Origin of the sequence: Clavibacter michiganensis (assembly GCF_021216655.1) — a bacterium.
GTDB lineage: Bacteria > Actinomycetota > Actinomycetes > Actinomycetales > Microbacteriaceae > Clavibacter > Clavibacter michiganensis.
Genome location: NZ_CP080437.1, coordinates 501598 through 527665, shown reverse-complemented (window position 1 = coordinate 527665; position 26068 = coordinate 501598). Strand labels below are relative to the sequence as shown.

Sequence of the window (26068 nt, the reverse complement as noted above, 5' to 3'; positions counted from 1 at the left end):
GGGTCAGCGCGTCCGTCCCGCGGCGCTCAGCGGCACGGCGGTGGAGGCGACGATGCGCTCGAGGATCTCGATGACCGCCGCCTGCCCGCGGCCGCGCTGGCCGAGCGCCCGTCCGGTCGCGACGAGCCGATGCGCGAGCACGGGCGCGGCGAGGGCGTCGATGTCGTCGGGGAGGACGAAGTCGCGTCCGTCGAGCGCCGCCCGGGTCTTGGCGGCCCGGATGAGCTGGAGCGTGGCGCGCGGGCTCGCGCCCAGGCGGATGTCCTCGTGGCCGCGCGTGGCCTGCACGATCGCGACGGTGTAGCGCGACACGGGGTCGGACACGTAGACGCCGCGGGCCGCGTGCATCATCGCGTCGAGGTCCTCCGCGTCGACCACGGGCCGCAGCTCGTCGAGCGGGCTCACCGTGTCGCGGGAGCGGAGCATGGCGAGCTCGGCGGATGCGTCGGGATAGCCCATCGAGATCCGGGCCATGAAGCGGTCGCGCTGCGCCTCGGGGAGCGCGTACGTGCCCTCCATCTCGACCGGGTTCTGCGTGGCGACCACGGTGAAGGGCTGCTGCAGCGGATGCGTGACGCCGTCGACCGTGACCTGCCCCTCCTCCATGCACTCCAGGAGCGCCGACTGCGTCTTGGGGCTCGCCCGGTTGATCTCGTCGCCGATGACGATGTTCGCGAAGACAGCGCCCGGCTGGAACTCGAAGCGGTGGTCGGCCTGGCTGTAGACGGAGACGCCCGTGACGTCCGAGGGCAGCAGGTCGGGCGTGAACTGGATCCGGTTCACGGTGCAGTCGACGCTGCGCGCGAGCGCCTTCGCGAGCATGGTCTTGCCGACTCCCGGCACGTCCTCGATCAGGAGGTGGCCACCGGAGAGGAACACGGTGAGCGCCATGCGGGTGGCGTCCTGCTTGCCGGACATGACGGAGTCGATGTTCGCGAGGATGAGGTCGGCGAGCCGGCGCACCTCCTCCAGCGGCATGGCGGGCGCGTGGTCGGCCTGGCGCGCGGCGGCGCGGATGCGGGCGGGGTGCGGGCTCGATCCGGCGTGCAGGGGAACGGACTCGGACTCGGGACTCGTCACGGAGGTCCTCCAGCGTCGTGGGCGTGTTCGCAGCATACGTGAGGGATCCGGGAGCGTCCGGCCCGCCTCCGGGTGCGGACAGGCCGGGTAGCGTGGTCGCCCGTGCACCCCGCTCCGAACGCCGCCGTCCCGCGTCCCGCCGGGCGGCCGTCGTGACCCGCATCGTCGCCGGGTTCGCCGGCTCCCTCGTCCTCCGCGTGCCGAGGACCGGGACGCGCCCCACGAGCGACCGCGTGCGCGAGGCCCTGTTCTCCGGGCTCGAGGCACGCGACGCGCTCGACGGAGCCCGGGTCCTCGACCTGTACGCCGGATCCGGGGCCCTGGGGCTCGAGGCCGCCAGCCGCGGTGCGCGCGAGGTCGTCCTCGTGGAGCGCGCGGTGCCGGCGGCGGCCGTCTGCCGGTCGAACGCGGGCATCGTCGAGCGCGCGGCGCCGAGGGGTTCCGCGCCGCGGATCAGGGTGGCCTCCCAGAGCGTGCACGCCTTCCTCACGGGCGACCGCGGCTCCTACGACGTCGCGTTCCTGGATCCCCCGTACGAGGTCGGCGACGCCGAGCTCGCGGAGGAGCTGGCCGCGCTCGTCCCGCGGCTCGTCGACGGGGCCGTGGTCATGGTCGAGCGCAGCGCGCGCTCCGCCGAGCCGGCGTGGCCCACGGGGATCGAGCTCGACCGCCGCAAGGCCTACGGCGACACGGTCGTGTGGTGGGCGGTCGCCGTCTCGTCCGACGAGGACGCGTCCGAGGACGCGGGGCCTCCCGCGCCCTAGCGCGCCCCGTCCCAGTCGGCGTACGGATCCCACCCGCCGAGCGTCGTGCGCGGCCCGGCGTAGGGCGCGCCGTCCACGGTCACGGCCGGACCCGCTGCACCGGCGGCGGCGACCCGGCCGATCGCGCGGAACGGATGCGGGAGCGCCGCCTCGGCGGGGAACGCGGCGACCAGCGCGTGGTCCTCTCCGCCGGTGAGCACGAGGTCCAGCGCCAGCGGCGGCAGGGACGGATGCGCGGCGGCGACCCGGCGGGCGTCGTCGGCGAGGGCGGCGGATCCGAGGTCGATGCCCACGCCGCTCGCGCGCGCCATGCGGCCGAGGTCGAGGAGGAGGCCGTCGGACACGTCGAGCATGGCGGTCGCCCCGGCACGCGCCGCCTCGACCCCCGCGGTCAGCGGCGCGACGGGCGCCAGCTGGGCCTCGACGGCCGTGGGATGGGATGCGCGCAGCGCCCGGGCGAGCGCGGCATCGGGGACGGGGACGTCGTCCGCCTCGGCGCTCCTGGCGTGGTCGAACAGCAGTCGCACGCCGGCCGCGGCCATGCCGAGCGTGCCGGCCACCGCGATCACGTCGCCGGGTCGTGCGCCCGAGCGCAGCACGGGATCGCGCCCCTCGAGGTCGCCCGTGGCCGTGACCGTGATCACCAGCGCATCCGCGACGGACAGGTCACCGCCCACGACCCCGCAGCCGGGCGCCTGGAGGAGGCAGCCCTCCCGCAGGCCGTCTGCCAGGGCCTCGAGGTCGGCGACGCGCGTCGCCGCGGGCGCCGCGATGGCGACGAGGAGCGCCGTCGGCCGGGCGCCCATGGCGGCCACGTCCGCCAGGTTCGAGGTCGCGGCGCGCCGTCCGAGGTCGTGGGTGCTCGACCACGCCAGGCGGAAGTCGGGGCCCTCGATCATCATGTCCGTCGTGATCACGAAGCGGCCGTCGGGCGCCCGCACGACCGCGCAGTCGTCGCCGGGGCCGACGTCGGCGTCGTCCGAGGAGGGCAGGTGCGGGAGGATCCGCGCCAGCGTCGCCAGCTCCCCCGCGCTCCCGAGGGTGGCCGCGTCGGCAGCGGAGGGCGTCCCAGGAGTCGTCACGACTGCCACGGTAGCCTGATCGCGATGACTCCCCGCCGCCCCGCCCGCTCCCTGCTGCGCACCGTCGCCGCCGCAGCCGCCGCGTGCGGCATCGCCCTCGCCGTCGCCGGCTGCGCCCCCACGGTCTCGCTCGAGGCGGCCCCCGACGCGACCGATCCGCTGTGCGCCGACGTGGTCGTCCACCTCCCCGCGACGCTCGGCACGGCGCCGCTCCGCGAGACCGACGCGCAGGGCACGGGCGCGTGGGGCGACCCGCAGAGCACCGTCATCCTCCGCTGCGGCGTCGCGACGCCCGGACCCACCACGGACGCGTGCATCAGCTACGACGACGTCGACTGGGTCGAGGACGACTCGCGTTCGCCCGACATCCGCTACACGACCTACGGCCGCACGCCCGCCGTCGAGGTCGTCATCGACTCGACGCAGGCCAGCTACACCGCGCTCACCGACCTCAGCGGCGTCGTCTCGGTCATCCCGCAGACCGCCAAGTGCGTCAGCGCGCAGGATCTCGGGGACGCGCCGCCTCCGGGGAGCTGACCGGGAGCGATCCCGGGGGCACGGATCCCGCGCCCACGGACCGCGCCCGCCCTGGCGCCACCGCACGACGCGCGCCGCGCTCGCGGATCACCTGCCGGCCCGTCCGCCACCAGCGCAGCCACGGCAGCTCGTGCGGCCAGTGCACCGTCAGCGAGGTCATGCCGCGGCTCATCCGCAGCGGCAGGGTCGACGGCCGGGTGAGCGGCCGCATGCTGATGCCCATCCCGAGGTGCGGGTCGAGCACGATGCGGTGCTCGGGGCCGAGGTGCACGGACAGGTCGATGTCGTCGTGCAGGTGCGTCCCCTCGCGGTGCACGTCGTCGCGCACCTCGAGCCAGGCGTCCCGGCGGAGCGCGAAGTTGGATCCGAACAGCGGCGGGTGCCCGAGCGCGAGCGTGACGGACACGAAGTACGCGCCGAGGTAGGCGACAGCCGCGACGCCGCGGAGCGCGCGGGGTCCGTCGAGGAAGCGCGCCGCCCCCGTGACGGCCGCGACGTCGGGACGTGCGGCGAGCACGTCGCCGAGCCGCTCGATCCAGTCGGCGGGCGGCACGCAGTCCGCGTCGAGGCGGGCGATGACCTCATGACGCGCGGCGTCGTACCCCGCGGACGCGGCCGCGGGGATCCCCACCACGGGCTCGCGGACGACGCGCGCGCCGGCCTCGCGCGCAACCTCGGCGCTATCGTCGCGCGACGCGTTGTCGACCACCACGACCTCGTCGGGCGCGACCGTCTGCCGCGCGAGGGCCTGCAGGCACGCCCGCAGGTGACCCGCGTCGTCGCGCACCGGGATGACGACGGAGACGGTGGGCCGGGCCGACGGCGCCGGGCGGATCGCCGTCAGGCCGCCGCGGGCGCGGTCCCCGAGTCGCACGGGTCTGCCGGATCGGGCGTCGGGATGGAGGCGGGGCCGGGCGACGGATCGTCCTACGAGCATGCGCACGAGCCTAGGCTCATCGGCCCGGCGCGACAGGCCTCAGGCGCGGGCGCCATCCGCCTCCCACGCCAGCGCCACGTCGAGCAGGCGCGAGATGAGGTCCGGGTACGCGAGGCCCGAGGCCTCCCAGCACGCGGGGAACATCGAGATGGGCGTGAAGCCCGGCATCGTGTTGATCTCGTTGAGCACGAAGCCCTCCGCCGTGAGGAAGAAGTCCACGCGCGCCAGCCCGCGCGCGTCGACGGCCCGGAAGGCGCGGATGGACAGCTCGCGCAGCTCCGCGAGCTCGGCGTCGGTGACGTCCGCGGGGCACACGAGGTCGATGCCGTCGGCGCCGAGGTACTTCGCGTCGAAGTCGTAGAAGTCGCGGCCGGACACCACGATCTCGCCCGCGACCGACGCGCTGGGCTCGCGACCCGGGCCCTCGTCGAGGATCGCGCACTCGACCTCGCGGCCGACGAGGCCCGACTCGACGAGCACGCGGTCGTCCTCGCGGAAGGCGACCTCGAGCGCGGAGTCGAGCCCGGCGTCCGCGGACACGCGGCTCACGCCCACGCTGGATCCGGCGCGGGCCGGCTTCACGAACGCCGGCAGCCCGAGCGCGGCAGCCCGCTCGCGGACGCCCCCGGGATCCGCGGCCCACTCGTGCCGCGACACCGTGATCCACGGCGCGACCTCGATGCCGGCTGCCCGCAGCACGGTCTTCGCGTAGTGCTTGTCCATGCCGAGCGCCGACGCGAGCACGCCGGATCCGACGTACGGCAGGCCGGCGAGCTCGAGCATGCCCTGCACGGTGCCGTCCTCGCCCTGCGTGCCGTGCAGGATCGGGAAGACGACGTCGACCCGGCCGAGGGAGCGCTCGGCGCCGTCCGCGTCGCGCACCGTGAGCTCGCGCCCGGCCGTGCCGTCGGGCCAGCGCACGCGCGTCCCGTTGTCGGCCACGCGGGGCAGGGCGTCGGCGTCGAGCGCGAGCGCGGAGGCGTCGTCCTCCTGGAGGGTGAAGGCCCCGTCAGGCGTGATGCCCACGGGGATCACCTCGAACCGTTCCCGGTCGATGGCGCCCAGCACGCCGCTCGCGGTCGCGCAGCTGATGGAGTGCTCGCTGGAGGTGCCGCCGAAGAGGAGCACCACCCGGATCCGTGCGGTCATGGTCACTCCCCCTGGGGCGTGTCGTCGTCGGTGGTCAGGTGCGGTGCGATGTCGCGCGGGGACAGCGTGCCCGCCAGCACCTGCGACACCTGCTCCACGATCGGCATGGGCACGCCGCGCTGGCGCGCGAGCTCGAGCACGGGCGCCACGGAGGACAGCCCCTCGGCCGTCTGCTGCATGCTCTTCACGACGTCGGTGAAGCTGTAGCCCTGGCCGAGCAGGCGGCCGGCGGTGTTGTTGCGGGACAGCGACGACTCGCACGTGGCGATGAGGTCGCCGAGGCCCGCGAGGCCGGCGAGCGTCTCGGCGCGGGCGCCGTACGCGACGGAGAACGCCGTCATCTCCGCGAGACCGCGCGTGATGATCGACGCCTTCGTGTTCTCGCCGTAGCCGACGCCGTCGACGATGCCCACGGCCACGGCGATGAGGTTCTTGAGCACCCCGCCGAACTCGGTGCCGATCACGTCCGTGTTCACGAACGAGCGGAAGTAGGAGCTGCGGGCGATCTTCGCGACCCGCTCGGCGGTGGCCTGCTCGGCCGACGACACCACGACGGCGGTCGGCTGCTCCCGGGCGATCTCGAGCGCGAGGTTCGGCCCCGACGCCACGGCGATGCGCTCCGGGCCGATCCCCAGGACCTCGGCGATCACCTCGCTCATCCGGAGGCCGGTGCCCTTCTCGACGCCCTTCATGAGGCTCACGACGACCGCGTCGGACGGGATCAGGTCGCGCGCCGCCTCGAGGTTGGCGCGCAGCGTCTGACTGGGCACGGACACGAACACGTCGGTCGCGCCGGCGAGCACGCGCTCGAGCGACGGGTCGGCCGTGAGCCGCTGCGGCAGGTTGATCCCCGGCAGGTAGTCGCTGTTGCGCTTGGCCTCGGTGATCTCCCGGGCGAGCTCGGGGCGACGGGCCCACATGACGACGTCGTTCTCGCCGTCGGCCATGACCTTGGCGAAGGTGGTGCCCCAGCTGCCGGCGCCGAGGACGACGATGCGGCGCCGCTCCCCTCCGTCGGCGTCGGGCGTCGGTGCGGGGGTCGGGCTCACGGTCGCGTCACTCAAATCGGCCGGTCTCCTTCTGGTTCTTGGAGCGGGGATCCCACCGCTCGGTCGGGGCGGTCTCGCCGCGCAGCTCCTCCACGAGCTCCGTGATGGCGGCCATGACGACGGCGGTCGCCTCGGTGAGGGTCGCGGAGTCGAGGCTCCGGTCGCGGAAGCGGTCGAGGTCGACGGGCTCGCCGATGGCCACGTGGATCGTCGTCCGCGGGAACAGCCGCACGCGCTTCGAGTAGCGGCCCATGAGCTCCTGCGTACCCCAGTGCGCGGCGGGGATCACGGGGATCCCGGCCTGCAGCGCGAGGCGCACGGCGCCGGTCTTGCCGCGCATGGGCCAGAGGTCGGGGTCGCGAGTGAGCGTCCCCTCGGGGTAGACGACGACGATGCGGCCGTCGCGCGCGAGGTCCGACGCGGCCTCGATCGCCTTCCCGCCGCGGACGCCCCCGTCGCGCTGCACGGGGATCTGCCCGGAGCGGCGGAGGAACCAGCCCACCACCGGCACGTCGAACAGCGACGCCTTGGCGAGGAAGCGGGGCAGGCGCCCGAGCTTCCACGCCACGGCGCCCATCACGACGGGGTCGATCTCGCTGTGGTGGTTCGGCGCGAGCACGTACGAACCCGTCCGCGGCAGCCGCTCCGGGTGCCGGATCTCGAACCGCACGGCCGCGTTCAGCACCGGCAGCACGAGGGCGGCCAGCACCCAGAAGATCGACGGTCGGGCCTTCTCGTTCGCCATGGATCCTCCGGTCGGGTCGCGGTCGTCGTCGGTCGCCCGCCGGGAGCCGCCCGACGTAGGGTCGGGCGCGTCCGTCGTGGACGCGCCCGGTCGGCGTGGGCGGCGCGGGCACCGCCGGTGAGGCTATCCCTCGTAGGAGAAGTCCGCGCCCAGCTGGCGCAGCTTCCCGATGAAGTCCTCGTAGCCGCGCGAGATGATCCCGACGTTGCTGACCGTGGACCGGCCCTCGGCCGTGAGCGCGGCGATGAGGTGGCTGAACCCGCCGCGCAGGTCGGGGACGGTGATGTCCGCGCCGTGCAGGTGCGTCGGCCCGGTGATGACCGCGGCCTGCTCGAAGTCGCGTCGCGCCACGCGGCGCTCGTGGCCCTCGAGGCCCTCCTTGTGGACGACGATGTCGGCGCCCATCTCGTTGAGCGCGTCCGTGAAGCCGAAGCGGTTCTCGTACACGGTCTCGTGGATGATCGAGACGCCGGGCGCCTGCGTGAGCGCCACGACGAGCGGCTGCTGCCAGTCCGTCATGAAGCCGGGGTGCACGTCGGTCTCGATGACCACGGGCTTGAGGTCGCCGCCCGGGTGGTAGAACCGGATGCCGTCCTCCTCGATGTCGAACGCGCCGCCGACCTTCCGGAACACGTTGAGGAAGGTCATCATCTCGGCCTGGCGCACGCCGCCGACGAAGATGTCGCCGCCGGTCGCGAGCGCGGCCGACGCCCAGCTCGCGGCCTCGTTGCGGTCGAACAGCGCGCGGTGCGTGTAGCCCTCGAGGCGGTCGACGCCCTCGATGAGGATCACGCGGTTCGGCTCGACGGAGATGATCGCGCCCATCTTCTGCAGGATCGCGATGAGGTCCATGATCTCGGGCTCGATGGCCGCGTTCTTGAGCTCGGTGATGCCCTTCGCGCGGACGCCGGTGAGCAGCACCTGCTCGGTCGCGCCGACGCTCGGGTAGGGCAGCTCGACGTTGGCGCCCTTCAGGCCGTTCGGCGCCGTGAGGCGGATCCCGCTCGGGAGCTTCTCGACGACCGCGCCGAACGCGCGGAGGGCGTCGAGGTGGAAGTCGATGGGGCGGTCGCCGATGCGGCAGCCGCCGAGGTCGGGGATGAACGCCTCGCCGAGGCGGTGCAGCAGCGGCCCGCAGAAGAGGATCGGGATCCGGGAGCTGCCGGCGTGCGCGTCGATGTCCGCCATGTGGGCGCTCTCGACGTCCTTCGGGTCGAGGATGAGGTCGCCCTCCTGCTCGCCCTTGCGGAGCGTCACGCCGTGCACCTCGAGGAGGCCGGAGACGACGCGGACGTCGCTGATGTCCGGCACCGAGCGCAGGAGGCTGGGGCTCTCGCCGAGGAGCGAGGCGACCATGGCCTTCGTCGCCAGGTTCTTGGCCCCGCGGACCTCGATGCGGCCGCGCAGCGGGATGCCGCCGTTGATGACGATGGAGTCGGACAGGAGACCCACTCGCTCTCCCGCCTTCTTGGCGTCGCTGACTAGTGAGTTCATTCAGTTCTCCAGAGCTGCCGGCCGGGCCGGCAAGGTGCGCGGGCGCCATGAGGCCCGTCGGTGTTCGAAGGTGGTGATGGCGTCCTCGTCCCGGAGGGTGAGGGCGATGTCGTCGAGCCCCTCGAGGAGCCGCCACCGAGTGTATTCGTCGATCTCGAACGGGACCGTCAGGCCGGGTGCCGTGGCGATCCGCTCGACGAGGTCGACGGTGAGGTCGAGTCCGGGCTCCGCGTCCATCGCGGCCCACAGCCTCTCGACGTCGTCCTCCGTCACGATCCCCGTGAGGAGGCCCTGCTTCCCCGAGTTGCCCCGGAAGATGTCGCCGAACCTCGGGCTGAGCACGGCCCGGAAGCCGTAGTCGCGCAGCGCCCACACGGCGTGCTCGCGGGACGAGCCGGTGCCGAAGTCCGGACCGGCGACGAGGACGGTGGCGCCCTCGTAGGCCGGCTGGTTGACGAAGAACGCGGGGTCCTTGCGCCACTGGAAGAACAGGGCGTCCTCGAAGCCGGTCTTGGTGACGCGCTTGAGGAACTGCGAGGGGACGATCTGGTCGGTGTCGACGTTCGATCGCTTGAGCGGCACGCCGGTGCCGGTGACGCGGGTGATGGGCTCCATGCTCAGGCCCCCTGTCCGACGGACGCGGCCTGCCGGATGGACTCGGCATCGACGACGCCGGCCTCCTGCAGGTCCCACGGGCTCGAGAGCGTGCCGCGGATCGCGGTGGCCGCGGCGACGAGGGGCGACACGAGGTGCGTGCGCCCGCCCTTGCCCTGGCGGCCCTCGAAGTTGCGGTTGCTCGTGGAGGCGCAGCGCTCCCCCGGCGCGAGCTGGTCGGGATTCATCCCGAGGCACATGGAGCAGCCGGCGAAGCGCCATTCGGCGCCGAAGTCGGTGAAGACCTTGTCGATCCCCTCGGCCTCGGCCTCGAGCCGCACGCGGGCACTGCCCGGGACGACCATCACGCGCACGCCCTCGGCCTTGGTGCGGCCGCGCACGATCTCGGCGGCGGCGCGCAGGTCCTCCACGCGGCTGTTGGTGCAGGATCCGATGAACACGGTGTCGACCGCGATCTCCTTCATGGGCGTGCCGGGGGCGAGGTCCATGTAGGCGAGAGCGCGCTCGGCGGCGGCGCGCTCGTTCGGGTCGGCGACGGCGGCGGGATCCGGCACGGGCTCGCTCAGCGAGACGCCCTGTCCGGGGTTCGTGCCCCACGTGACGAACGGCTCCAGCGTGTCGGCGTCCAGGAAGACCTCGGCGTCGAACACGGCGTCGTCGTCGGTGGCGAGGGTGTCCCAGTAGGCGACGGCCTCGTCCCAGTCGGCGCCGGTCGGCGCGTGCGGGCGACCCTCCAGGTAGTCGTACGTGGTCTGGTCGGGGGCGACCATGCCGGCGCGCGCGCCCGCCTCGATCGACATGTTGCAGATCGTCATCCGGCCCTCCATGGAGAGCGAGCGGATGGCGCTGCCGCGGTACTCGAGCACGTAGCCCTGGCCGCCGCCCGTGCCGATCTGCGCGATGACCGCGAGGATGATGTCCTTCGCCGTGACGCCGGGACGCAGCGTGCCCTCGACCGTGACGGCCATGGTCTTGAACGGCTGGAGCGGCAGGGTCTGCGTGGCCATGACGTGCTCGACCTCGCTCGTGCCGATGCCGAAGGCCATGGCGCCGAACGCCCCGTGCGTGGAGGTGTGCGAGTCGCCGCAGACGACCGTGATGCCCGGCATCGTGAGGCCGAGCTGCGGGCCGACGACGTGCACGATGCCCTGCTCGATGTCGCCGAGGGAGTGCAGGCGGATCCCGAACTCCTCGGCGTTCTTGCGCAGGGTGTGGATCTGCGTGCGGCTCGTGAGGTCGGCGATGGGCTGGTCGATGCCGACGGTCGGCGTGTTGTGGTCCTCGGTCGCGATGGTGAGGTCCGGGCGGCGCACGGGGCGGCCGGCGAGCCGGAGTCCGTCGAACGCCTGCGGGCTGGTGACCTCGTGGACGAGGTGGAGGTCGATGTAGAGGAGGTCGGGCGTCCCGTCCGCCCCCTCGGCGACCAGATGGTCGGCCCACACCTTCTCGGCCAGTGTCTTCGCAGGCTGCACGGCTCTCCTCATGGCAGTGGCGCGAGGGACCCCACGCGCATCATGGGAGTCTAACGCCGGGTGCCCGCGGCTATTCCTCAGGCGGTGGGCGCGCCCGCGGACACGTCGCCCTGCGGCTCGTCGTCGGCGCGGGCCTCGATCACCACGACGGTGACGTTGTCGCGGCCGCCGGATGCGAGCGCCTGCGCGACGAGCGCGTCCGCCGCCCGGTCGACGCCGCCGCCGTCCGCGCGCGCGAGCTGCAGCACGCCGGAGATGGCCTGGTCGTCGAGCTCCTTGGTGAGCCCGTCGGAGCAGATGAGGAACACCTGGTGCTCGACGACCGGCAGCAGCCACTCGTCGGCGGCGACCTCGTCGTGGGATCCGACGGCGCGCGTGATGAGGTTGCGCACCGGGCTCCGCTCGGCCTCCGCGCGGGTCATGCGGCCCTGGTCGACGAGCTCCTGCACGGCCGAGTGGTCGATCGTCACCTGCTCGAGGCGCCCGTCCGTCCAGGCGTACACGCGGGAGTCGCCGACGTTGAAGACCATCCAGAGCGGGTCGCCGGCGTCCGAGCGCACGAGCGCCACGCCCGCGAGCGTGGTGCCCGCCACGGTGCCGGGCGGGTCGTCGCCCGTGATGAGGTCGCCGATCGCGTCGTTGGACGCGTCGACCGCCTCGACGATGAGGTCGCGCGTGACGGGGGCGTCGCCGGACAGGCCGCCGAAGGTCTCCACGAGGGTGGCGCTGGCGCGGTCGCCGAACGCGTGCCCGCCCATCCCGTCGGCCACCAGCCAGACGGGCGGGTCGGCGAGGAGGCCGTCCTCGTTCACGGCGCGCACGCTGCCGACGTCGGTGCGGGCTGACCACGTGACGTGGATCCTGCGCCCGCCGAGCGCGATGGTGCGCGCCTCGGTCACCGGGCGTCCCGGTCGTCGGCGCCGCGCTCGACCGGAGCGGACCCGTCGGCCGCCCCGGTGACGGGGACGCCGTCGGCCCGCATCTTGATGAGGCTGGCCACGGTCGCGACGACCATCGACGCGAGGATCACGACGAGGCTCACGATGGTCGGGATCTCGGGCGCCCACTCGATGCCCTCACCGCCGTTGACGAACGGCAGCGTGTTCTCGTGCATCGCGTGGAGCACGAGCTTCACGCCGATGAAGAAGAGGATGAACGCGATGCCGTACTTGAGGTAGACGAGCCGGTCGAGCAGGCCGCCGAGCAGGAAGTAGAGCTGGCGGAGGCCCATCAGGGCGAAGATGTTGGCGGTGAAGACGATGAACGGCGACTCGGTGATGCCGAAGATGGCCGGGATCGAGTCGAGGGCGAAGATCAGGTCCGTGGTGCCGATCGACACGAACACGATCACCATGGGCGTCAGCACCTTGCGGCCGTCGATCACGGTGCGCACCTTCGCGCCGTCGAAGTCCGGCGCGATCTTGAGGCGCCGGCGGAGGAATCGGATGAACAGCGAGTCCTCGCTCTCCTCGTCCTCGTCGCCCACGGCCTGCTTCACGGCCGTGTAGAGCAGGAACGCGCCGAAGATGTAGAAGATCCAGCTGTAGCTCTCGATGAGCTCGGCGCCCAGCAGGATGAAGATCCCGCGCAGCACCAGCGCGATGATGATGCCCACCATGAGCACCTCCTGCTGGTACTTCCTGGGCACGCTGAACCGGCTCATGATGATGACGAACACGAACAGGTTGTCGATGCTGAGGCTGTACTCCGTCAGCCACCCCGCGAGGAACTGGCCCGCGTGCTCGCCGCCCGCCACGAACAGCATGATGACCGCGAACACCAGCGCGAGCCCCACGTAGAACGCGACCCAGAGGGCCGACTCCTTCGTCGACGGGACGTGCGGGCGCCGGTAGACGATCAGCAGGTCGGCGACGAGGACGAGGACGAGGACCGTCAGGGAGACGATCTCGAACGGGAGGGGGAGGACCAGGGGCACGCGGAGGCTTTCTGCAGCACGGGACGGCACGGACATGCCTCGACGAAACTACATGGCGGCCGACGGGTTGTTCACAATTCCCCCATCCGGGGCATCCGGCCGACGGCCCGCGGTTACGGTGGTCGCTCATGACACGAGAGGGACGCCCCATGTCCGTACTGGCGAACGAGCTCGATGCACCCGACCACGGCGGGGAGGACACCGGCCCCCGTCGCCGCGGCCCCCGCACCTCCGGCGACGCCCGGGCCAGCATCATCGAGGCGGCCCGCATGCTCTTCATCGAATCCGGCGCCGACCGCGTCAGCGCCCGACGGATCGCCGCGGCGGCCGGCGTCGACCCGAGCCTCGTCCGCTACTACTTCGGCTCGCTCGAGGCCCTGCTCGAGGAGGCGCTCCGCCCCTCGGAGGACCTCATCGCCCCCTACCTCCGGCTGCGGGAGCTGCCCGTCGAGGAGCGCGGCGCCGCCCTCGTCGCCGCGGCGTTGCACACGTGGGAGCACCCGGTCGGATCCACGATCATGCGCTGGGTCACCGTCTCGTCCGACCACGACAGCGCCGCCTACCGCCGGTTCGCCGAGGCGGCGCCTCAGCACTGGATGGGCGCGCTGCCGGAGGAGGTCCCGGCAGAGGAGGCCGGCATCCGCAACTCGCTCGTCGGCGCCGCCCTCGGCGGCATCGCCATCACCCGCTACATCTGGCGGATGGAGCCCATCGCCAGCATGTCGCGCGAGACGGTCGTCGCGCTGCACGGGCCCGTGGTGCAGGGATTCCTCACCGGCCCCCTCCCTGCCGTCCCGGCCGTGGCGTCGGTGCCCGCCGCCTGACCGCGACCCGTCGATCGTGACGGCGAGGTCGATGCGGCTCAGCTCCGGTCGGTGAGCTCCTCGCGGACCGCGAGAGGCGCACGCACCAGCTTGTGCGGCGCGGCCTGCGCGACGGGCTTGAGGGTGAGCAGGTCCACGTTCACGTGCGGCGGCAGCTCCACCGCGTGCACGATGGCCTCGGCCACGTCCTCGGCGGTCAGCGGTCCGGGGACGCCGTCGTACACCGCGTCGGCCTTCGCCCGGTCGCCGCCGAAGCGCACCAGCGAGAACTCCTCCGTGCGCACCTGGCCGGGCGCGATCTCGATCACGCGGATCGGCTCCCCCGCGAGCTCGAGGCGGAGCACGCCGAGCATCGCGTGCGCGGCGGCCTTCGCGGCGTTGTAGCCGCCGCCGCCCTCGTAGGGCACGTGCGCGGCGATGGAGCTCACGGTCACGATGTCGGCGCTGCCTCCCTCGGGGACGCCGGCGCGGAGCAGCGGCAGGAGCGCGCTCGTCACGCGCCGCACGGCGAGCACGTTGATCTCGTACATCCAGGCCCAGTCCTCGGACGAACCGCCCTCGACGGAGTCGGTGCCCACGGCTCCCCCGGCGTTGTTCACGAGGGCGTGCACGTGGCCGGTCTCGCGCAGGTGGTCGCGGAGCGCGTCGACGTCGGCCTGCACCGTGAGGTCGGCGACGGCGTAGGTCGCTCCGGTCTCCTCGGCGAGCGCCCGCAGGCGGTCCTCGCGGCGGGCGACGCCGACGACGTCCCACCCCCGGCTCCGGAACAGGCGGACGGTGGCGGCGCCGATCCCCGAGCTCGCACCCGTGACGACGACCCTCTTGCTGCTGGACATGACCCCAGCGTAGGGAACGCGGGCGGCCCCGGGTTACGCCGCGAGACGGGGCCGCGTTGACCGGTCATCCCGGCGATTCCTACAGTCGGGGAGCGCCCGCACGGGCGGCACCGACGCACGAGGGAAGGCACGACGATGAGCGACCACGACGAGGACCGGGCAGCGGGCTGGCGCTTCGAGACGCAGCAGATCCACGCGGGGGCGGCACCGGATCCGGTCACCCACGCGCGCGCGACGCCCATCTACCAGACCACGTCCTACGTGTTCGACGACGCCCAGCACGCGCAGGACCTCTTCGCGCTGGCGCAGCCCGGCAACATCTACACGCGCATCATGAACCCGACGCAGGCCGTCGTCGAAGAGCGCATCGCGGCCCTCGAGGGCGGGACCGGGGCGCTGCTGGTCGCCTCCGGGCAGTCGGCCTCCACCTTCGCGGTGCTCAACATCGCGCAGGCGGGCGACCACATCGTCTCGAGCTCGTCGATCTACGGCGGCACGTACAACCTCTTCAAGTACACGCTCGCGAAGCTCGGGATCCAGACGACGTTCGTCGAGGACCAGGACGACCCCGAGGCGTGGGCCCGCGCCGTGCGGCCGAACACCAAGCTTCTCTTCGCAGAGACCATCGGCAACCCGCGCATCAACATCCTCGACATCCGCGCCGTCGCCGACGTGGCGCACGAGGCGGGCGTGCCGCTGATCGTGGACAGCACCATCGCCACCCCGTACCTCATCCGGCCGTTCGAGCACGGCGCGGACATCGTCGTCCACTCGGCCACCAAGTTCCTCGGCGGGCACGGCACGGTCATCGGCGGCCTGGTGGTGGACGGCGGCCGGTTCCCGTGGTCCGAGCACGCGGAGCGCTTCCCGGGGCTCACGACCCCCGACCCGTCCTACCACGGCGTAACCTACGCCGAGGCCGCGGGTGACGGGCTCGCCGACATCACCAAGGCGCGCGTGCAGCTGCTGCGCGACCTCGGGGCGTCCATCGCCCCGGCGAGCGCCTGGCAGCTCATCCAGGGCATCGAGACGCTGAGCCTCCGGATCGAGCGGCACGTGCAGAACGCCCAGGCGGTGGCCGAGTGGCTCGACGCGCACGAGGACATCGCGAACGTCTACTACGCGGGCCTCCCGTCGAGCCCCTGGTACGCGGCGGCGAACCGCTACGCGCCGCGCGGCGTCGGCGCCGTCCTCTCCTTCGAGCTGAAGGGCGGGGTGGACGCCGGGCGCGCGCTCGTCGACTCGCTGCAGCTGTTCAGCCACCTGGCGAACATCGGCGACGTGCGGAGCCTCGTCATCCACCCGGCGTCGACCACCCACGCGCAGCTCACGCCCGAGCAGCAGCTGACGGCGGGCGTCACCCCCGGGCTCGTGCGCCTGTCGGTCGGCCTCGAGAGCATCGACGACATCATCGAGGACCTCGCGGCCGGGCTCCGGGCCGCGCGGGCCGTCAAGGACGACGCCGCCGCGCCTGCGCTCGCGGGCACCCGGTCGAGCGGGGCGTAACACTCGGGCGCGCGTCCGCCGCGGGTGCTTCACTGACCGGGATGGACTGGCAGACACCCGAGGACACCGTCCCGTCGAGCCTGGTGACGGACGCGCAGATCCGCTCCCTGATCGGACGACCGCCCGCGTCGGGCGCGTGGCGCGAGGGCGACCCCGTCGCCGACCGGCTGTTCGCGTCGGTGGGGGGCGTCGACCTGGAGGCGGGCGGGCGGATCCCGTCGGTGCGGGTCGCCTACGAGACCTTCGGCGAGCGCGACCCCGACGGGGGCAACGCCGTGCTGGTGCTTCACGCGCTCACGGGCGACAGCCACCTCCGCGGACCGGCGGGTCCCGGGCAGCCGACGGGCGGATGGTGGTCGGGCATCGTGGGTCCGGGCCTCGCCATCGACACGGACCGCTGGTTCGTGGTCGCCCCCAACATGCTGGGCGGCTGCCAGGGCACGACCGGCCCCGCCTCCCTGGCGCCCGACGGCGCCGAGTGGGGCGCGCGCTTCCCCTTCATCACCATCCGCGACCAGGTCGCCGTGCAGGCCGCCCTCGCCGACGCGCTCGGCATCGACGTGTGGGCGGCGGTCGTCGGCGGGTCCATGGGAGGCATGCAGGCGCTCGAGTGGGGCGTGGGGCTCCCCGGCCGGATGCGCCGGCTCGCGATCCTCGCGGCCCCCGCCATCGCCAGCGCCGACCAGATCGCGCTCAACTCCGTGCAGGCCGAGGCGATCCGGATGGATCCCGCCTACCGCGACGGCGACTACTTCGACGCGGCCGACGGCGACGGCCCGCACCGCGGCCTCGCCCTCGCCCGCCGCATGGCGCTGCTGAACTACCGCAGCCCGGATGAGCTCAACCAGAGGTTCTCCCGCTCGTGGCAGAGCGGCATCAGCCCCATGGGCGACGAGGGGAGGTACGCCGTGGAGTCGTACCTCGACTTCCACGGCAACAAGTTCACCCGGCGCTTCGACGCGACCAGCTACATCCGCCTCATCGACGCGATGAGCTCGCACGACGTGGGCCGCGACCGCGGCGGCGTCGAGGCGGCGCTCGCCCGGGTGCGGGCGGCGACCCTCGTGGTGGGCATCGACAGCGACCGGCTGTTCCCCGTCCCGGACCAGCGGCTCGTCGCCCGGCACGTGCCCGGGTCCGTCGACGGCGGCGAGGTCGTGGTGATCTCCTCCGACTACGGCCACGACGGGTTCCTCATCGAGAACGAGGCCGTGGGCCGCGCGCTCGCGCGCCTCCTCGACGCCCCCGCGTAGGAGCGCCCCAGTCCGGGGGTGAGTTCCGCGCGCGGCATCGCCCGCGACATCATGCGTTCCTATGCTTCCCCTGGGAGCACGCCGCCCCCTCCGGGCACCGGCGTACGAGGGGAGCACCGATGAGCCGACGTCCGCTGCACGCGACGGGCCACGGCCAACGGGTCCGCGTGGCGCTGGTCGACGACCACGTCCTCCTGCTCGACGGCCTGAGCGCCCGGCTCTCCCGTCCCCGCACGGGCGTCGAGGTGGTCGCGACCTCCCCGACATGGAACGGGCTCGTGCGCGACGACCGCTTCCCGGAGGCCTTCGACGTCGTCGTCCTCGACCTCGCCCTCCGCGACGAGGTGCCGGTCGCGCAGAAGATCCGCACGCTCACGGGCGCCGGCCTCACGTCCGTGCTCCTGAGCACGCACGCCGACCCCTCCACCATCCACGGCGCCATGCGCGCGGGCGCGTCCGCCGTCGTGCCCAAGGCCGAGTCGTCGGAGGAGCTGATCGCCAGCATCCACGCCGCCGCCGACGGCACCCCCCGGCAGAGCGCGCTCGTCCAGCAGGCGATGCAGGACTTCCACGCCGAGGAGGATCCGCGGCTCGGCCAGCAGGAGCAGCGCGCGCTCGTGCTCTACGCCGGCGGGCGGTCGATCCGCGACGTCGCGGAGGCGATGAGCACGACGGAGGAGACCGTCAAGTCGTACATCAAGCGGGGGCGCCGCAAGTACCTGCACGCGGGGACGGACCTCGGCACCAAGCTGCTGCTGCGGCGCCACGCGATCCGCCACGGCTGGATCGCGCCGGAGTAGGAGACGGATCCATCCGCCGCCGACCGGCCCGGGTGGCGCGCGATCCTACGGCATGTGGACAATCGCCCCGCGCCGTCACGCGGGCGTGCCAGGCGTGTGACGGACGCGCCTAGGATCGGAGCACACCGAGCGCACGCCACCGGCGTCGGCGCACTCCGAGCGGGGACCCGATGGATCGCATGAAGCGCGAACGCGAGCGCCTGCTGCAGCGGACCGCACGCGTGTACGGCCTCAGCTTCACCGCGGTCGCCGCCGCGTGCATCCTGCTGCCGGGCGAGGTCCCGGTGCCCGCGGCGGCCGGCACCGTCGCGCTCCTCGCCGTGCTGGCCGTCGCCCAGTGGCGGATCGGGACCGACGCGCGCGTCAGGTGGATGGTCGTCGTGCTCGTGACGGGCATCGCCGCCATGGTCGTCGCCCAGCTCGGCGGGCGCTCGGCGTCGTCGCTCACCGCCCTCACCCACCTCTCGGTCGGCTCCGTCGGGTCGCTCGCGCTCCTCGAGACCATCCGACCGGGTCGGCTCCGCGTCGTGGCGGCCGCCTTCGTGCTCACCAGCGTCGTCGCCGTCGGAGCCTCCTGGGACACCGCGGGCTTCCCCTACGTCGTGCTCGTGCACGTGTTCGGCTGGATGCTCGCGGGCATCCTCGGCTACTGGCTGAGCGTGGCCGTGCACCGGGTCGGTCGCCGCATCACCGACATCGGGCGCGCCCACCGCGCCGAGCGCATGGCGAGCGAGCTCGAGGCCCAGCGCCGCCAGGGCGCGAGGCTCCTGCACGACACCGTGCTGGCGACGCTCACCCTCCTCGCGCACTCCGGGGTCGGCGTAACGCCGCAGGCAATGCGCCAGCAGGCGGCCGACGACGCCCGCCTCCTCCGCCAGCTCCGCCTGGGCGCGAACCCCACCCCCCAGGCATCGGGCGGCTACACCCTCGAGCCCGTGGAGCAGTCGGTGCTCGGCAACACGCTGGAGTCGGTCAAGCAGCGCTTCGGCCGGATGGGCCTCGAGGTGAGCTGGCACGGGACCGGTCAGGTGCTCCTGCCGAGCGACATCCTCGACGCCTTCCTCCTGTCCCTCGCCGAGTGCCTGGAGAACGTGCGGCGGCACGCGGGCGTCACGGAGGCGCACGTCACCATCACCGACGACGACACCACGGTCCGCGCCATGGTCACCGACGCGGGAGTCGGCTTCGACCTCGCGCACGTGGACCAGGCGAAGCTCGGCTTCAAGGAGTCGGTCGTGGCGCGCCTCACCGACGTGGGCGGCAACGCCCGCCTGTTCTCCTCCCCCGGGTCCGGGACGACGGTCGTCCTCGAGGTGCCGAAGTGAGCGGCCGCACGGACGCCGAGTCGCCGCGCACCAGCCGTCGGGTCCGCCTCCCCGCGGGCACGCCGGCGCAGCCCACGTCCATCGGCCTCGGGTACATGGGCGCCGGATCCGCGGTCGTCTGCGCCATCGCCATGGGGTACGGCCTCGTCCGCTTCGCGCTCGACTACCGGATCATGCCGTCGCCGGGGCTCACGGCGACCGCGTGGATCCTCCTGGTCGCGCTCATCGCCGCGGTCGTCGTGGCCATACGCGCCCTCCGCGACCGGATGCCCGGACCGCTCATGGCGGTCTTCGTCGGCGGCCTGGGCATCGTCGTCGCGCTGGACCTGGTGGCCGTCTGGCCCCTCGGCGATGTCATGCAGCACGCCACCGCGGGCATCGCCGCGGGCGCCGCGCTCCTGACGACGGTCACCTACCGGGCGGCGCGCGAGGTCCTGGCGGTCGATGCCGCCCTCGGCGCGGTGCTCCTCGCGGTGTTCCTCTTCTCGGACCCCGTGCGCCCCGCCGACCTCGCGCCCGAGATCTCCGCCATCGCCCGCGCGGTGGTTCCCGCGGCGTTCGGCGTGGCGGTGGTCCGCGGCTTCCGCCGGCTGACGGAGATGGAGCTGGACCGCGTGCTCGTGCAGAGCACCGTCTCCGCGCCGCGATACGCCGTCGGCATGATGGCGTCGGAGGAGCTGGCGCGTCTCGACCTCGCGGCGGAGCAGCTCCTCGACGACGTCGCGAACGCGCGCGAGCCGCTCCCGCTGTCGCCGCTGGCCGCCTCGACGGCCGCGTCGCTCGCGACCGAGCTGCGGCTGCACCTCATCGAGGGCCGGCGTGAGACCTGGCTGCACCACGCCATCACGGAGTCGGAGTTCCTCGGACCGGATGTGACGCTCAGCGACCCGAACGCCCTCGCCGGCCTCCTCGACCGCCGCCAGCGCGACGGCCTGCTCTCGGCGGTCTGGCTCCTCCTCACCTCGACCGAACGGCGCAACGGCGTGCCCGAGGTGTCGGTGCAGCTCGCGCTCGGACCGCTCCGCGGACGGCCGCCCGGCGCGCAGCCCGTGCCCCTGCGCCGTGCAGTCGTGCCCATCGTCGTGACGACGACCGGGCTCCCCCGCACCCGACTGGATCCCTCGACGTGGGATGCTATCGACAAGGTCGGCACGCACACCGAGAGCACCCGCGGGTCGAGCCTCCTGATCACCATCGACTGCGTAGTGGACAACCCCGCCGACCGGTGAGGGCCCCGCACAAGGACCGGAGAGCACGTGTCAGCTGAGAACCGACCGATCACCCTCGCCATCGTGGACGACCACAGGATGCTGCTCGGGGCCTTGACCGAGTGGATCCGCAACGCCGCGTCCGACATCGAGATGGTCGCCGCCGTGTCCACCTGGCCCGACCTGCTGACCCATCCGCGCTTCCCCGTGGACGTGGTCCTCCTCGACCTCGACCTCAAGGACAACCTGCCGATCTCGCTGAAGATCGCGACCCTCAAGACCACGGGCGTGAAGACCGTGCTCATGAGCACGTACTCGGAGCCGAACGTGGTGCGCGAGGCCCTCGCGTCCGGCGCCCTCGGCTACCTCGTGAAGAGCGAGGACGCCAGCATGATCGTCGACGCCATCCGCCTCGCGGCCGACGGGCAGTCGTACATCTCCGCGGAGCTCGACCTGGCGATCAACAGCACCGACGTCGGCGGCGTGCCGAAGCTCAGCGCGCAGGAGCGCCGCGTCATGGCGCTGTACGGCGGCGGCGAGCCCGTCAAGTCGGTGGCCTACAGCCTCGGCATCTCCGAGGAGACGGCGAAGTCGTACCTCAAGCGGATCCGCGAGAAGTACCGCGTCGCGGGCTTCGACGTCGGCACCAAGGTGGCGCTGCGGAAGCGCGCGATCCAGGACGGCATCCTGCTCCAGGGCGAGTAGCCCGGGCGCGGTCCAGCCGGCGGCGGTCGCGCGCCCCGCTCAGCCGCCGATCCCGATCGGCTGGGTCGTGGGCCGCTGACCGTCCGTCGGCCGGCGAGATCCGCGACGGCGCCGGTCGAGCCCGAAGCTCGCGAGCGCGATGAGCAGCCCGGCGATGCTCAGCCCCACGCCGACGATCGCCGGCGACGTGTAGCCGAGCCCCGCCGCGACGGTCACGCCGCCGAGCGCCGCGCCGACCGCGTTGCCCGTGTTCAGCGCCGAGTGGTTGAGCGCCGCCGCGATGGACTGCGAGTCGTGCGCCACGTCCATCAGCCGGATCTGGATCCCGGGCGACAGCGCCGCAGCCGACCCGCCGATGAGGAACAGGAACCCGAACAGCCCCACCGGGTTCGACGCGGTGAGCACCAGCCCCACGAGCGAGACGATGAGCAGCCCGAAGAGGGAGAGGAGCGCGGCCTTCACGTCGCGGTCCGCCCACCAGCCGCCCGCGAGGTTGCCGGCCGTCATGCCGAGGCCCACGACGACGAGCGCCAGCGGCACCGACCACTCCGGCAGCCCGGTCACCTCGGTGACCATGGGAGACACGAACGTGTAGACGGCGAAGAACCCGCCGAAGCCGATCGCGCCGATGAGGAGCGCCAGCCACACCTGCAGCCGGGTGAACGCCCTGAGCTCGCGCCGGAGCGTCGCCTCCGGGTTCCCCGCCTGCGCGGGCACCGCGAGGAAGACGGCGACGAAGGTGGCGGCGAAGATCGCGGCCACGACGAGATACGCGACGCGCCAGCCCGCGTTCTGCCCGATCCACGTCACGATGGGCACGCCGATGACGTTGGCGATGGTGAGCCCCGCGAGCACGAAGGCGACGCCCCGGGCGCGCTTGCCCTCCCCCATCAGCTGCGCGGCGACGAGCGACGCGATGCCGAAGTAGGCGCCGTGCGGCAGGCCCGCGACGAAGCGGGCGAGGACCACGAGGCCGAAGCTCGGGAGGATCGCGCTGAGGACGGTCCCGAGCGTGAAGGCCAGCAGCAGCCAGAGCAGCAGCTTCCGCCGGGGGGCCCGGGCCGACGCGGCCGCGATGGTCGGCGCGCCCACCACCACGCCGAGGGCGTAGGCGCTGATCAGCGTGCCGGCCTGCGCGTTGGCGGCCTCCGTCGAGCGCGCGGCCACCTCGGGCAGCAGGTCGGCCGCGAGCTGCGGCAGGAGCCCCATGGCGACGAACTCGGTGGTGCCGATGGCGAACCCGCCCATCGCGAGGGCGAGCAGGGCGACGCGGACGCGGGCCGGCGACAGGGTCGCCCGCCCGGTGGAGGGGGGATTCACCCGACGAGCCTACCGGCGGTCGGGATCCGGTCCCGGCCTCGGCACCGGCACCGGCACCGGCGCGGGCGTCAGGCGTCAGGCGTCGGCGCCGCGGGCCTCGATGGCCTGCTCGAGGCGCTCGAGCTTGCCCGTCAGCTCGCCCTCGTAGCCGGGTCGGATGTCCGCCTTCAGCACGAGCGACACGCGCGTCCCGAAGGGCGCGACCGCCTCGGTGGCGCGTCGCACGACGTCGAAGACCTCGTCCCAGTCGCCCTCGATGGTGGTGAACATGGCGTCGGTGCGGTTCGGCAGACCGGACGCGCGGACGACGGCCACCGCGGCGGCCACGGCATCGTGCACGGAGGCGTCGGGCGCGTCGCCCCCGCTGGGGGCGACGGAGAAGGCGACGAGCATGGGGACCCCCGGGGTTCGACGGCGGCGGTGCTCCGGGCGGTCGCCCGGCCGGCGTCCGGCTGTGCGCACCAGGCTACCGACGGCGGCCCGACCTGTGGACGGCGGCCGACGCGCGCTCGGCCGCCCCGCGAGACTCCTCAGGTACTTGAAAGTTCATAGAACGGGTGGGACGCAGCGCCCGCCCGCATCGCACGGAGGAGCAGCGCCATGGACAGGAAGACCAAGATCATCATCGGGGTGGCGGGCGGCGTGGTCGTCCTCGTCGGAGGCTTCGCGGCGTTCGGCGGCCCCATCTACAAGCAGCTGGCGGGCACTCCGGACGCCGCCCCCACCCTCGCGTCGACGCCCGCGCCGGGCGGCGCGGTCGGCGACCTCTCCGGCGACTGGAAGGTGGGCGGGTCCTCGTACGCCGGCTACCGCGTCGACGAGGTGCTGAACGGCACGCCCGTCACGGTGAACGGCCGGACGGACGCCGTCACGGGCGACATCACGGTCGCCGGATCCCAGGTCACGAAGGGCACCATGACGGTCGACGTGACGAAGATCCACACCGACCAGCCCCCGCGCGACGCGTACTTCCAGAACGAGGCGATGAAGACGGGCGACTTCCCGACCGCGACCTTCACGCTGACGCAGCCGATCGCGGCCGACGGCGTCGAGGCGGGAGTCCCCGCGACGTACGACGTGACGGGCGACCTCACGCTGCACGGGGTGACCAAGAGCGTGACCGCGCAGATGCAGGCGAGCTTCACGTCCGATGGCGGGCAGATCGTTGGCTCCATCCCGATCACGTTCCAGGACTTCGGCGTGCAGGCCCCGAGCCTCGGCTTCGTGACGGTCGAGGACCACGGCTCGGTCGAGTTCTCGCTCGACGTGGCGAAGGCCTAGCCGCCGGATCCCGCCAGCGTCTCCCGCACGGCCCTCGGCATCGCCTCGGCGACGTCGAGGGCCGTGGTCGGTCCGCCGCCGGACGCGAGGCCGCCCGCACGACCGTGCAGCCACGCGGCGGCCGCGGCGACGGCGGCGAGCTCCGCGAGGGGATCCGCCGCGTCGGCGATCCGCGCGGACGCCCCCGCCGTGAGGGCGCCGAGCACACCGCCGAGGACGTCGCCCGAGCCCGCGGTCGCGAGCCAGGGCGTGCCGGCCCGCACCGCGATGCGCGCGGACCCGCCGACCACGAACGTGGTCGCGCCCTTGAGCAGCACGCAGACGCCGAGCTCCCGCGCCGCGCGCTCGGCCCAGCCGGAGGCGTCCGCCGCGATGTCCTCCGCGGACGCCCGGATGCCGGCGCCGTCGAGCAGCCGGGACAGCTCGCGGAAGTGCGGCGTGACGACCACGGGTCCCGTCGCGCGCCCGACGAGGTCGAGCGCGCCCGCGTCCACGACCGCCGGGAGGCCCTGCCCGAGCGCGGCGACGATCGCGTCGGTCGCGGCGGCGTCCCGGTGCGCCCGGTCCATGCCGGATCCGACGAGCCACGCCTGCACGCGCCCGTCGGCCGTGACGACCTCGGGGCGGCGGGCGAGCACCGAGGCGGACGCGCCCGCGGGCCCGAGGTAGCGGATCATGCCGACGCCCGTGCGCGCGGCCGCCTCGACGCCGAGGACCGCGGCGCCCGGGTAGCGGTCGGAGCCGGTGCGGACGCCGAGGACGCCGCGCGTGTACTTGTCGTCGTCGTCCCGCGGGAGGCGGATGGCGAGGCGCGTCCTGTCGGCGTCCTGCCGGATCCAGCCGTCGGGTGCGTGGTCGTCGTGCGCGTCGCTCATGCCCACACGATAGGCGCGCGGGAATGCGGCGGGCGCGCCGGGCCTTGGGACCATGAGGCCGCCGACGCCCTCCGCCCGTCCCCGCGCGCCGCGCCTCCCTCGAGGATCCGCGCCGCCGCCCGCCTGGAAGGATCCCCATGACCACGTCCCCGCTCTTCGAGCCGATCACCGTCCGCGGCGTCACCGCCCGCAACCGCATCTGGGTCGCGCCGATGTGCCAGTACAGCATCGACGCCCGCGACGGCGTGCCGGGCGCCTGGCACCTCGCGCACCTCGGCTCGTTCGCCCGCGGCGGCGCGGGACTCGTGATGGCGGAGGCCACCGGGGTCAGCCCCGAGGCGCGCATCACGCCCGAGGACACGGGCATCTGGGATGACGCGCAGCGCGACGCGTGGAAGCCGATCGTCGACTTCATCCACGAGATGGGCGCGGTCGCGGCCATCCAGCTCGCGCACGCCGGCCGCAAGGCATCCACCTACTCGTTCTCCGGCCGCGGCACCATGCCCGCCGAGGAGGGCGGCTGGGAGACGGTCGCCCCGTCGGCCGAGCCGTTCCCCGGTTACGGCACGCCCGTCGCGCTCGACGCCGCGGGCCTCCGGAAGGTCGTCGACGACTTCGCCGCGGCCGCCCGCCGCTCGGTCGACGCCGGATTCGACGTGCTCGAGATCCACGCCGCGCACGGCTACCTCATGCACCAGTTCCTCTCGCCGCTGAGCAACCACCGCGACGACGAGTTCGGCGGCAGCCTGGAGAACCGGGCGCGCCTGCTGCTCCAGGTGATCGACGCCGTGCGCGCCGAGGTCCCCGACGTGCCGCTGCTGGTGCGCTTCTCCGCGACCGACTGGGCGGGCGACGCCGGCTGGGACGAGCAGCAGACCGCGACGGTCGCCGGCTGGGCCGCCGAGCACGGCGCCGACTTCTTCGACATCTCCACGGGCGGCAACACGACCGGGGTCACGATCCCCGTCGCGCCCGGCTACCAGGTGCCCTTCGCCGAGTACGTGAAGGAGCACGCGAAGGTCGCGCTCAACGCCGTGGGCCTCATCACCGAGCCGGCGCAGGCCGAGGCCGTCGTCGCCGAGGGCCGCGCGGACGCCGTGATGCTCGGCCGCGAGATGCTCCGCGACCCGCACTTCGCGCTGCGGGCCGCGCACGAGCTGGGCGTCGAGATCGACTACTGGCCCAAGCAGTACGACCGCGCGCGCTGGGCCGCCTGACCCTCCGATCCCGACGACGACGGCCCGGCATCCCCCTGGGGTGCCGGGCCGTCGTCGT

General features: G+C 73.4%; 26 protein-coding genes. 11 read left to right on the top strand and 15 right to left on the bottom strand.

Going from position 1 to position 26068, the window contains the following annotated elements; all coding sequences use genetic code 11:
• Positions 1-3 precede the first annotated feature (3 nt).
• Entirely contained in the window at positions 4-978 is a 975-nt protein-coding gene (locus K0V08_RS02460) for an AAA family ATPase (protein WP_043561627.1), read from the bottom strand.
• Positions 979-1232: 254 nt separating this feature from the next.
• Between K0V08_RS02460 and rsmD the strand changes: the two genes are divergently transcribed.
• Positions 1233-1844, top strand: a complete 612-nt coding sequence (gene rsmD / locus K0V08_RS02455) for a 16S rRNA (guanine(966)-N(2))-methyltransferase RsmD (protein ID WP_079533735.1) — start codon at positions 1233-1235, stop codon at positions 1842-1844.
• Here the strand turns inward: rsmD and K0V08_RS02450 are convergent.
• Positions 1841-2926: a thiamine-phosphate kinase gene (locus K0V08_RS02450; RefSeq protein ID WP_012038035.1), complete on the bottom strand. Its 1086-nt coding sequence runs from the start codon at positions 2924-2926 to the stop codon at positions 1841-1843. The two genes, rsmD and K0V08_RS02450, sit on opposite strands and share 4 nt — an antisense overlap.
• Before the next feature lie 24 nt (positions 2927-2950).
• Here K0V08_RS02450 and K0V08_RS02445 point away from each other — a divergent pair, with 24 nt between their 5' ends.
• Positions 2951-3463, top strand: a complete 513-nt coding sequence (locus tag K0V08_RS02445) for a DUF3515 domain-containing protein (protein WP_012038034.1) — start codon at positions 2951-2953, stop codon at positions 3461-3463.
• On the opposite strand, the gene K0V08_RS02440 is transcribed toward K0V08_RS02445, so the two are convergent.
• The 9 genes from K0V08_RS02440 to K0V08_RS02400 form a co-directional block, all read right to left on the bottom strand.
• Positions 3420-4337 (bottom strand): glycosyltransferase family 2 protein, encoded by a 918-nt coding sequence (locus K0V08_RS02440; protein WP_172404017.1) that lies wholly within the window; start codon positions 4335-4337, stop codon positions 3420-3422. The genes K0V08_RS02445 and K0V08_RS02440 overlap by 44 nt on opposite strands.
• Positions 4338-4439: 102 nt before the next feature.
• Positions 4440-5549 (bottom strand): D-alanine--D-alanine ligase family protein, encoded by a 1110-nt coding sequence (locus K0V08_RS02435; protein WP_012038032.1) that lies wholly within the window; start codon positions 5547-5549, stop codon positions 4440-4442.
• A gap of 2 nt (positions 5550-5551) precedes the next feature.
• Entirely contained in the window at positions 5552-6598 is a 1047-nt protein-coding gene (locus tag K0V08_RS02430) for an NAD(P)H-dependent glycerol-3-phosphate dehydrogenase (RefSeq protein WP_079532777.1), read from the bottom strand.
• 7 nt (positions 6599-6605) lie between these two features.
• A complete protein-coding gene (locus tag K0V08_RS02425) occupies positions 6606-7343 on the bottom strand; it encodes a lysophospholipid acyltransferase family protein (RefSeq protein WP_012038030.1) in 738 nt (245 codons plus the stop codon).
• Positions 7344-7466: 123 nt separating this feature from the next.
• Complete coding sequence (gene murA, locus K0V08_RS02420) at positions 7467-8837, bottom strand: UDP-N-acetylglucosamine 1-carboxyvinyltransferase (protein WP_015490031.1); 1371 nt, start codon at positions 8835-8837, stop codon at positions 7467-7469.
• Positions 8838-9452: a 3-isopropylmalate dehydratase small subunit gene (leuD, locus tag K0V08_RS02415; RefSeq protein ID WP_012038028.1), complete on the bottom strand. Its 615-nt coding sequence runs from the start codon at positions 9450-9452 to the stop codon at positions 8838-8840.
• 2 nt (positions 9453-9454) lie between these two features.
• Positions 9455-10936: a 3-isopropylmalate dehydratase large subunit gene (gene leuC / locus K0V08_RS02410; RefSeq protein ID WP_043560742.1), complete on the bottom strand. Its 1482-nt coding sequence runs from the start codon at positions 10934-10936 to the stop codon at positions 9455-9457.
• Positions 10937-11001: 65 nt separating this feature from the next.
• Positions 11002-11823, bottom strand: coding sequence for a PP2C family protein-serine/threonine phosphatase (locus K0V08_RS02405; protein WP_012038026.1), 822 nt, complete (start codon positions 11821-11823; stop codon positions 11002-11004).
• Positions 11820-12860, bottom strand: a complete 1041-nt coding sequence (locus K0V08_RS02400; protein ID WP_079532774.1) for a TerC family protein — start codon at positions 12858-12860, stop codon at positions 11820-11822. Before K0V08_RS02400 ends, K0V08_RS02405 begins: the two co-directional genes overlap by 4 nt.
• Before the next feature lie 149 nt (positions 12861-13009).
• On the opposite strand from K0V08_RS02400, the gene K0V08_RS02395 reads away from it, so the two are divergent.
• Positions 13010-13684, top strand: a complete 675-nt coding sequence (locus K0V08_RS02395) for a TetR/AcrR family transcriptional regulator (RefSeq protein ID WP_079532772.1) — start codon at positions 13010-13012, stop codon at positions 13682-13684.
• A gap of 38 nt (positions 13685-13722) precedes the next feature.
• Here K0V08_RS02395 and K0V08_RS02390 read toward each other — a convergent pair whose 3' ends face one another.
• On the bottom strand, positions 13723-14520 hold the full coding sequence (locus K0V08_RS02390; protein ID WP_012038023.1) for an SDR family NAD(P)-dependent oxidoreductase: 798 nt from the start codon (positions 14518-14520) through the stop codon (positions 13723-13725).
• 135 nt (positions 14521-14655) lie between these two features.
• On the opposite strand from K0V08_RS02390, the gene K0V08_RS02385 reads away from it, so the two are divergent.
• From K0V08_RS02385 to K0V08_RS02360, 6 genes are all read left to right on the top strand, one after another.
• On the top strand, positions 14656-16026 hold the full coding sequence (locus K0V08_RS02385) for a bifunctional o-acetylhomoserine/o-acetylserine sulfhydrylase (RefSeq protein ID WP_079532769.1): 1371 nt from the start codon (positions 14656-14658) through the stop codon (positions 16024-16026).
• A gap of 41 nt (positions 16027-16067) precedes the next feature.
• Positions 16068-17279, top strand: a complete 1212-nt coding sequence (gene metX, locus K0V08_RS02380) for a homoserine O-acetyltransferase MetX (RefSeq protein WP_079532767.1) — start codon at positions 16068-16070, stop codon at positions 17277-17279.
• A 119-nt stretch (positions 17280-17398) separates the two neighbouring features.
• On the top strand, positions 17399-18079 hold the full coding sequence (locus tag K0V08_RS02375; RefSeq protein WP_012038020.1) for a response regulator transcription factor: 681 nt from the start codon (positions 17399-17401) through the stop codon (positions 18077-18079).
• 170 nt (positions 18080-18249) lie between these two features.
• Entirely contained in the window at positions 18250-19404 is a 1155-nt protein-coding gene (locus K0V08_RS02370) for a sensor histidine kinase (RefSeq protein WP_079532764.1), read from the top strand.
• Entirely contained in the window at positions 19401-20633 is a 1233-nt protein-coding gene (locus tag K0V08_RS02365) for a hypothetical protein (protein WP_079532761.1), read from the top strand. Before K0V08_RS02370 ends, K0V08_RS02365 begins: the two co-directional genes overlap by 4 nt.
• A 78-nt stretch (positions 20634-20711) precedes the next feature.
• The gene (locus K0V08_RS02360; protein ID WP_174239867.1) at positions 20712-21317 is read left to right on the top strand and encodes a LuxR C-terminal-related transcriptional regulator; all 606 of its coding nucleotides are present in this window, start codon (positions 20712-20714) and stop codon (positions 21315-21317) included.
• A gap of 39 nt (positions 21318-21356) precedes the next feature.
• On the opposite strand, the gene K0V08_RS02355 is transcribed toward K0V08_RS02360, so the two are convergent.
• Positions 21357-22637, bottom strand: coding sequence for an MFS transporter (locus tag K0V08_RS02355; protein WP_012038016.1), 1281 nt, complete (start codon positions 22635-22637; stop codon positions 21357-21359).
• Between the two features lie 75 nt (positions 22638-22712).
• Positions 22713-23030, bottom strand: coding sequence for a thiamine-binding protein (locus K0V08_RS02350; protein ID WP_012038015.1), 318 nt, complete (start codon positions 23028-23030; stop codon positions 22713-22715).
• Between the two features lie 207 nt (positions 23031-23237).
• Between K0V08_RS02350 and K0V08_RS02345 the strand changes: the two genes are divergently transcribed.
• A complete protein-coding gene (locus K0V08_RS02345) occupies positions 23238-23918 on the top strand; it encodes a YceI family protein (protein ID WP_012038014.1) in 681 nt (226 codons plus the stop codon).
• Here the strand turns inward: K0V08_RS02345 and K0V08_RS02340 are convergent.
• The gene (locus tag K0V08_RS02340) at positions 23915-24793 is read right to left on the bottom strand and encodes an ADP-dependent NAD(P)H-hydrate dehydratase (RefSeq protein WP_375232098.1); all 879 of its coding nucleotides are present in this window, start codon (positions 24791-24793) and stop codon (positions 23915-23917) included. The genes K0V08_RS02345 and K0V08_RS02340 overlap by 4 nt on opposite strands.
• A gap of 137 nt (positions 24794-24930) precedes the next feature.
• On the opposite strand from K0V08_RS02340, the gene K0V08_RS02335 reads away from it, so the two are divergent.
• Positions 24931-26010, top strand: a complete 1080-nt coding sequence (locus K0V08_RS02335) for an NADH:flavin oxidoreductase/NADH oxidase (RefSeq protein ID WP_012038012.1) — start codon at positions 24931-24933, stop codon at positions 26008-26010.
• The last annotated feature ends 58 nt before the right edge of the window (positions 26011-26068 follow it).